At 64.8% G+C, this 6,492-nt stretch carries 5 protein-coding genes; 3 read left to right on the top strand and 2 right to left on the bottom strand.

What is annotated here, in order from left to right; translation table 11 throughout:
• Positions 1-51 precede the first annotated feature (51 nt).
• A complete protein-coding gene (locus GEV06_17605; GenBank protein MPZ19715.1) occupies positions 52-702 on the bottom strand; it encodes a methyltransferase domain-containing protein in 651 nt (216 codons plus the stop codon).
• A gap of 228 nt (positions 703-930) precedes the next feature.
• Here GEV06_17605 and GEV06_17600 point away from each other — a divergent pair, with 228 nt between their 5' ends.
• Genes GEV06_17600 through GEV06_17590 form a run of 3 tightly spaced genes read left to right on the top strand, consistent with a single transcriptional unit; the run spans position 931 to position 4,344 of the window.
• Positions 931-2,520: a hypothetical protein gene (locus GEV06_17600; GenBank protein ID MPZ19714.1), complete on the top strand. Its 1,590-nt coding sequence runs from the start codon at positions 931-933 to the stop codon at positions 2,518-2,520.
• Positions 2,517-3,872, top strand: coding sequence for an amidohydrolase/deacetylase family metallohydrolase (locus GEV06_17595; GenBank protein MPZ19713.1), 1,356 nt, complete (start codon positions 2,517-2,519; stop codon positions 3,870-3,872). Before GEV06_17600 ends, GEV06_17595 begins: the two co-directional genes overlap by 4 nt.
• A complete protein-coding gene (locus GEV06_17590) occupies positions 3,847-4,344 on the top strand; it encodes a twin-arginine translocation signal domain-containing protein (GenBank protein MPZ19712.1) in 498 nt (165 codons plus the stop codon). The genes GEV06_17595 and GEV06_17590 overlap by 26 nt, the downstream gene beginning before the upstream one ends.
• A 114-nt stretch (positions 4,345-4,458) precedes the next feature.
• On the opposite strand, the gene GEV06_17585 is transcribed toward GEV06_17590, so the two are convergent.
• Positions 4,459-6,429, bottom strand: coding sequence for a PQQ-dependent dehydrogenase, methanol/ethanol family (locus tag GEV06_17585; GenBank protein MPZ19711.1), 1,971 nt, complete (start codon positions 6,427-6,429; stop codon positions 4,459-4,461).
• Positions 6,430-6,492 lie beyond the last annotated feature (63 nt).

Below are 6,492 nucleotides of genomic sequence, written 5' to 3'. Positions count from 1 at the left end.
AGCCGGGCGCCGCGCTCCGGGACGTATGCAACGAATCACGCGGACAGGACACTAGCGCATGGTTGGCTTTTGCACGACGACCATGAAGTCTCTGTCTGACACCTTATCGGTGGAGAGCACTTCGAACGCAGCCTCCTTCAGCTCGCGCTCCACCGTTTGAGCCGTCACGCCATGCTGGTCTCCATCGCTGCGGCCGCTTGGCTCGGCGCTCTCCCCGGTGTCGGGCGGGAAGTCGATGATCGCGAGCCGCCCGCCAGGCTTGAGCGACCGCCAGAGGCTCGCGTTCATGGCGCCTGGATCCTCAAAGTGGTGATAGACGCGGCGCATGAAGAGTGCGTCACAGCATTTGTCGGGAAGGTTGGTTTGGTTTGCGTGGCCTTCGAGAACGGTGACGTTCTCGAGATCGGCTTTGGCCACCGCTTGGCGAAGGTCGGCGACGCGCTCCGGGCCGAGCTCCGAGCTATAGACGCGGCCCGAGCGACCGACGTGCTCCGCCATTGCCAGCGTCAGCGCTCCCTCACCGGCACCAATCTCCGCGACGGTCGAGCCCTGCCCGACGTCGAGCACTTCGATCAGCCGCGCCGCATCGGCTGCATCCTCGCGATCCGGAACCAGCGCAGTCCGGGCAGCCCCTCTCGTGACAGCAGTCGTTGCAGTCAACCCAAAGAGCAGAAGACACGTGATGACTGGCCGTTGGGGCATGGTTGGGAGTCCTGAGCCTTGAGTTTTGAGCCCTGAGTCTACAGTTTCGAGTCTGATACCTCGGAAGGCCCTGATCTCTTTACCCGCCCCTCGGGCCGATTCCTGAATCCCTTGTCTCGTGTTACCATCCGCGCAGTCAGGCCTGCCCCGTGATTCCTGATTCCGGTATCCTGAATTCCTTGACGTGTGGAGGATCCAATGAGAGACGAGGGCGTTAGCCGCCGCGAGCTGTTCCGCCGAGGAGGTAATGTCGGGAGCCTCGTCGCCTTGAGCGCGTTGCTACGCGGCGAGAGCGCGGCGGGGACGGCAGTTGCCGCCGACACCACGCGCTCGACGGGGCTTCGCGTTGGTAAGGACATTTACCAATCGATCGGCGTGCGGCCGATGGTCAACGCTCGCGGCACATATACGATCATCAGCGGCTCGGTGATGCTGCCCGAAGTGCGCGACGCGATCGCCGAAGCCGCCAAGCACTACGTGCACCTGGACGAGCTGGCGGAAGCTGTGGGCGCGCGGTTGGCGGCGCTCACGGAGGCCGAGTGGGGCATGGTCAGCTCTGGGTGCTCGGCGGGGTTGACCCACGCAACCGCCGCGTGCGTCGCCGGCGGCAATCCGGACCTCCATGTCCGCATTCCTGACGTGAGCCGCTTTCCGAAAGACGAGGTGATCGTCCCGACGCACTCGCGCAACGTCTACGACGCAGCAGTACGCGCCGTAGGTGTGCGGATCATCGAGGTCGAGACGCCCGCAGAGCTCGAGGCCGCTCTTGGGCCACGAACGGCCATGATTTACGTGCTGGCCGGCCCGGCCGCCGACGAGAGCCCGCTGCACACCAAGGCGATCGCCGCACTCGCCCAGCCACGGGGCGTGCCGATCCTCGTGGACGCCGCCGCCGAGATCCTCACCGTGCCGAACGTGCACTTGGAGAATGGTGCGACGCTGGTTGCCTACAGTGGCGGCAAGTGCCTGCGCGGGCCGCAGACGGGAGGCTTGGTGCTCGGCCGCAAGGACTTGGTGCGCGCAGCCTGGGTCCACAGCGCGCCCCATCACGGCTTTGCCCGGGGCCTGAAAGTTGGGAAGGAAGAGGCGATCGGCATGCTGATGGCCGTGGAGATGTGGGTCACGCGCGACCACGACGCCGAGTGGAAGCGTTGGACGTCTTGGCTCGAGCACATCGCCAGCCGCATGTCGGACATCGACGGTGTGACGACGACCATTGTGCAGCCGGAGGGATTGTCGAATCGCACGCCCTCCGTGAAGGTGCTCTGGGAGCGAGAGCGGCTCGGCATGTCGGGTGAAGCGGCGTCGCGTGCGCTGCTCGATGGCGAGCCCCGGATCGCCCTGCATGTGGCTCGCGGCGATGACAATCCCTCACTCACCGGGGTCATGGTCACGCCGTACATGATGGCGGACGGCGAAGAGCAGGTCGTGGCCGATCGAGTGCACGACCTGTTGTCGAACCCGAAGAGGGAAGCGGTCACACCCGTTGCGACGCCCGTCGCCGACCTGAGCGGCTCGTGGGACGTGCAGATCGAGTTCGCGGCCAGCCGGTCGAATCACGTGCTCCATTTGACCCAGCGCGGCAAGGAGATCAACGGAGCCCACCAAGGAGACTTCGTCTCCCGCGACCTCTCGGGCACGATCGACGGCGATACCATCGAGCTGCGAAGTCGATACACCGAGCGGCACGGCGACTCGCTCAACTTCACGTTCTCCGGCAGTGTGACCGAGAACGAAATGGGAGGGACGCTCGACATGGGCGAATACCTGGACGCCAAGTGGACCGCCACGCGGCGAGTCAATGAGAGAAGGGGGTGAGGTTGTCCGCAAAGATCTGGGGCGCCGCCCCGCTGCTACTCGTTGTCCTTGCTGTGGTGAGCCAGATTTCAACTCCCGTACGCACAGCCGCTGGTCGGCAGGGAGCCGCGACTCAGGCGGAGACGAAGTACGACCTGCTGCTACAGGGCGGACACGTCATCGATTCTCGGAACCAGATCAGCGCGGTCCGCGACGTTGCCATGAGCGACGGCAGAGTCGCCGCCGTCGCCGAGGCGATAAGTCCAGCGGAGGCACTCAAGACAGTGGACGTCTCTGGGCTCTACGTGTCGCCCGGGCTCATCGACATTCACACCCACGTCTACACCGGCACCGGCGAGCCCCGCTCGTATGCCGGCGACAACAGCGTCTATCCGGATGGGTTCACCTTCCGAGTGGGCGTGACCACTGTTGCGGACACGGGCGGCGCAGGCTGGCGCAACTTCGAGGACTTCAAGCAACGGATCATCGATCGTTCCAAGACCCGCATCCTCGCTTTCCTCAATATCGTGGGGCACGGCATGCGGGGCGAAAAGTTCGAGCAGAACCTCGACGACATGGAGGCGGCGCCGACCGCCGAGATGGCGCGCACGCATCCAGGGCTCATCGTCGGCATCAAGACGGCGCACTACGCCGGTCCCGAATGGGCGCCGGTCGAGCGCGCCGTCGAAGCGGGCACCCTCGCGAACGTGCCCGTCATGGTGGATTTCGGGGAAAACAAGCCGGAGCGGCCGCTGAGCGAGCTCGTGACCGAGAAGCTGCGGCCGGGCGATATCTACACGCACATGTACTCGGGCCTCCGCGGCGAGCAGGATCCCTCGGGCAAGGTCAACCCGGGCATGCGGCAAGGCCGCAAGCGCGGCGTGCTCTTCGATGTGGGTCATGGCGGCGGCAGCTTCCTCTGGCGCATCGCCATACCAGCGATGAAGGAGCAGTTCCTTCCGGACACCATCTCGACCGACCTCCACATCAGCAGCATGAACGCCGGCATGAAAGATCAGCTCAACGTGATGGGCAAGTTCCTTGCGATGGGAATGTCGGTGGATGATGTGGTGGCGCGCTCGACGTGGAATGCCGCGCAGGCCCTCAAGCAGGAGGAGCTCGGCCATCTGTCGGTGGGCGCGATCGCGGATGTTGCCGTGCTTCGGCTCGAGCGCGGCGACTTCGGGTTCGTCGACATGTACGGCGCCCGGCTGCGTGGGAAGCAACGGCTCGTCAACGAGCTCACGCTGAAGGACGGCAAGGTGGTTTACGATCTCAACGGTCTCGCTCGCGAGGACTGGGACAGCCTGCCGGCCGAGTATCAGCAGACCGGCGATGCCCGCTGGGATGCTCTCAACCCCGCCAGGAGGTAAGGTGGCCAAGTCGAATCGAAGAGGTTTTATGAGGAAGGCGCCGGCCGTGGCTATTGCCGCGGCGGCCGCAGCGCCCGTTGCGCTTCAGGCGCAGGATGCGGACAAGCCGGTCAAGAAGGTTCACTGGAACGACGGAAAGCCCCCAGACGACACGCCACTCTTCAGCCCTGTCGTCTCTTACGGCAGCCTGCTCTTCATCTCCGGCATTGGCGCGCACTTCGAGGGTGATATCACCGCCCACACGAAGCACGTCCTGGATGAGATCCAAAAAAAACTGGAGGCCGCCGGCTCGTCGATGGAGAAGGTCCTCAAGGTCAACGTGTATCTGAACGACCTGGCCGACTATAAAGCCATGAACGATGTGTTCCGCGGCCGCTTCGGACCGGAGCCAGGCGTGCGCACGACGATTGCCGCGGCCGGCGGCATCCCGGGCGACTCGCTCGTCGAGATCGACTGTATCGCCTACATCTGAAGGAGTGACGCCGTAGCGCAGGCCTTTAGGCCTGCCCGTTGGCGGCCGTACAGTCGGCAGGCCTAAAGGCCTGCGCTACGGGCCTGCGCTACGGGCCTGCGCTACGGGCCTGCGCTATCGCACCAGCGCAAACGAAATGATGGTCGAGCCGGCGGCCACAGCGACATGTTGCCGGTCGTCGAAGACGTAGGTCATCGGCGACGCCTTCCACAGCGCGTTGGTCTGGAACTGCCAGAGCGGCTCACCGCTGCGTGCATCCAGTGCCGCCAACGCACCGCTGTCCTCGCCGAAGAACACGAGCTCACCGGCCGTCGTCAGGGTGCCTCCCCAAGAGTCTGCCGGCCCCGTTTGCCGTTTCTCCCAGGCGACGCGACCGCTCCGGACGTCGATCGCCCGCAGCACCTTCTCCCCCGGTTCGCCGGGCACGTTCTTCGTGGAACCGCCGTAGTACGACTCACCGGCCTTCCATTCGGAGCGTGAAGGAGACCGCGTGTAGATTGTGCATTTCTCGAGCGTCTGCACGTAGTACAGACCCGTAGCGGGATTGAACGACGTGGAGAACCAGTTGGTCGCCCCCTCCACGGAGGGGCAGACCTTCGTTCCCTCGGGCGTCGGCTCTTGATTCGGGTTCAGTACCGGCCGGCCATTCGCGTCGATTTCCTTGGCCCAGGTCAGCTTCTCGACGAACGGCTTGGTCAGGAGCAGCTCGCCGCTCGTGCGATCGAGCACGTAGAAGAAGCCGTTGCGGTTGGCGTGCAAGAGGAGCTGGCGAGGCTGTCCCTCCCACTCCATGTCCACGAGCACGGGCGGCTGCTGCGCGTCCCAATCCCACACATCATGCGGCGTGAATTGGAAGTACCACTCGAGTGCTCCGGTCGACGCGTCGAGCGCCAGGATGGAGTCCGAATAGAGGTTGTCGCCCAAGCGCTCCCGGCCGTCGTAGTCTGGACAGGGATTACCGGTGGGCCAGTAGAGCGTGTCGAGCTTGGGATCGTACGTGCCGGTCAGCCAGGCGGCAGCGCACGGATGTGCGATGTCCTTGCCTCTCCAGGTCTCTGAGCCGGGCTCGCCCGGCTTGGGGACGGTCCAGGCCCGCCAGACCTCTTCACCGGTTGCTTGATCGAAGGCGGCCACGAAGCCGCGGATCCCTTCATCGCCGCCAGATGTCCCGGAGACGACCAGGTTGCCGACAGCAAGTGGAGCTGACGTCGCGCCGTAGTTCTGGCGCCAGTCGGCCATCTCGGTGTCCCACAGCATCGCGCCGGTGAAGCGGTTGAGGGCAATGATGTGCGCATGGTCAGTGACCATGAAGAGACGATCACCAGCGATCGCCACGCCCCGGTTGACGCCGCCGGCAGCATCGCCTGCCAGGCCCTTCGTCCGCGGGTACTTGAAATGCCAGATTCGCCGCCCGTTGCCTGGATCCAGCGCATAGCACTCGTTCGCGCTCGTGACGTACATGACGCCGTCTACAACCACCGGAGTCACCTCGAGTCGAGACGTACCCGGTACGTTGAATACCCAGGCAGGAGCGAGCCGCGCGACGTTGCTCTTGTTGATCTGGTCGACGGCGCTGTAGCGGTTGCCCTCGAGCTGCCCGTTGTATGTAGGCCAATCCACTTGTGACGTGACACGCCGGTAGCTGTTGCCGCTCTTTCGCAACAGGTGAAGACGCTTGTCGTCGGATAGCAGCTGCAGATCCAGCGATGTCTGGTTGAGCGCGATGCCCCCTAGTGTGCGGCCATTGGTAGTATCGACGCTCACGCGGACCGGCTCGTTGACGCCTGCTGGCGGCCGCAGGGCGCGAAGCGCCGCCAGCAGCCCAGGCAGCTCGTCGTCGGCCAGATCGAAGCTGGGCATACCGGCGCGGGGAAGTCCCTCACGGATCAGCGTTGCGAGCTCGTCGTCTGTCAGGGTCGCGATACGGGTGACAATCGCGGGCCCGAGCTCGCCGCCATTTCCGTCGCCGCCGTGACATCTCGCACAGAGGCTCTCGTACTGCCGTCCGCCTGCGTCCACGTCTTGCGCCGGCGCCCTGGCCGGGTACAGCAGGAGACAAAGACCAACTGCGGCGAAGGTTCGCATCGTGGCGAAAACATACCACGATCTGGGATGCCACTTGGTTCCACCCGCCTCGAGCGCCCGTGA

This window comes from Luteitalea sp., assembly GCA_009377605.1.
Taxonomy (GTDB): domain Bacteria; phylum Acidobacteriota; class Vicinamibacteria; order Vicinamibacterales; family Vicinamibacteraceae; genus WHTT01.
Note: the sequence above shows the minus strand (reverse complement) of the source record. Positions and strands in the feature narration are given on the sequence as shown.

Bases quoted from the DNA above. Each gene is read 5' to 3' on its own strand.
- GEV06_17585 (MPZ19711.1), bottom strand. From the start codon at position 6,429: ATGCGAACCTTCGCCGCAGTTGGTCTTTGTCTCCTGCTGTACCCGGCC.
- GEV06_17605 (MPZ19715.1), bottom strand. From the start codon at position 702: ATGCCCCAACGGCCAGTCATCACGTGTCTTCTGCTCTTTGGGTTGACT.
- GEV06_17590 (MPZ19712.1), top strand. From the start codon at position 3,847: ATGCTCTCAACCCCGCCAGGAGGTAAGGTGGCCAAGTCGAATCGAAGA.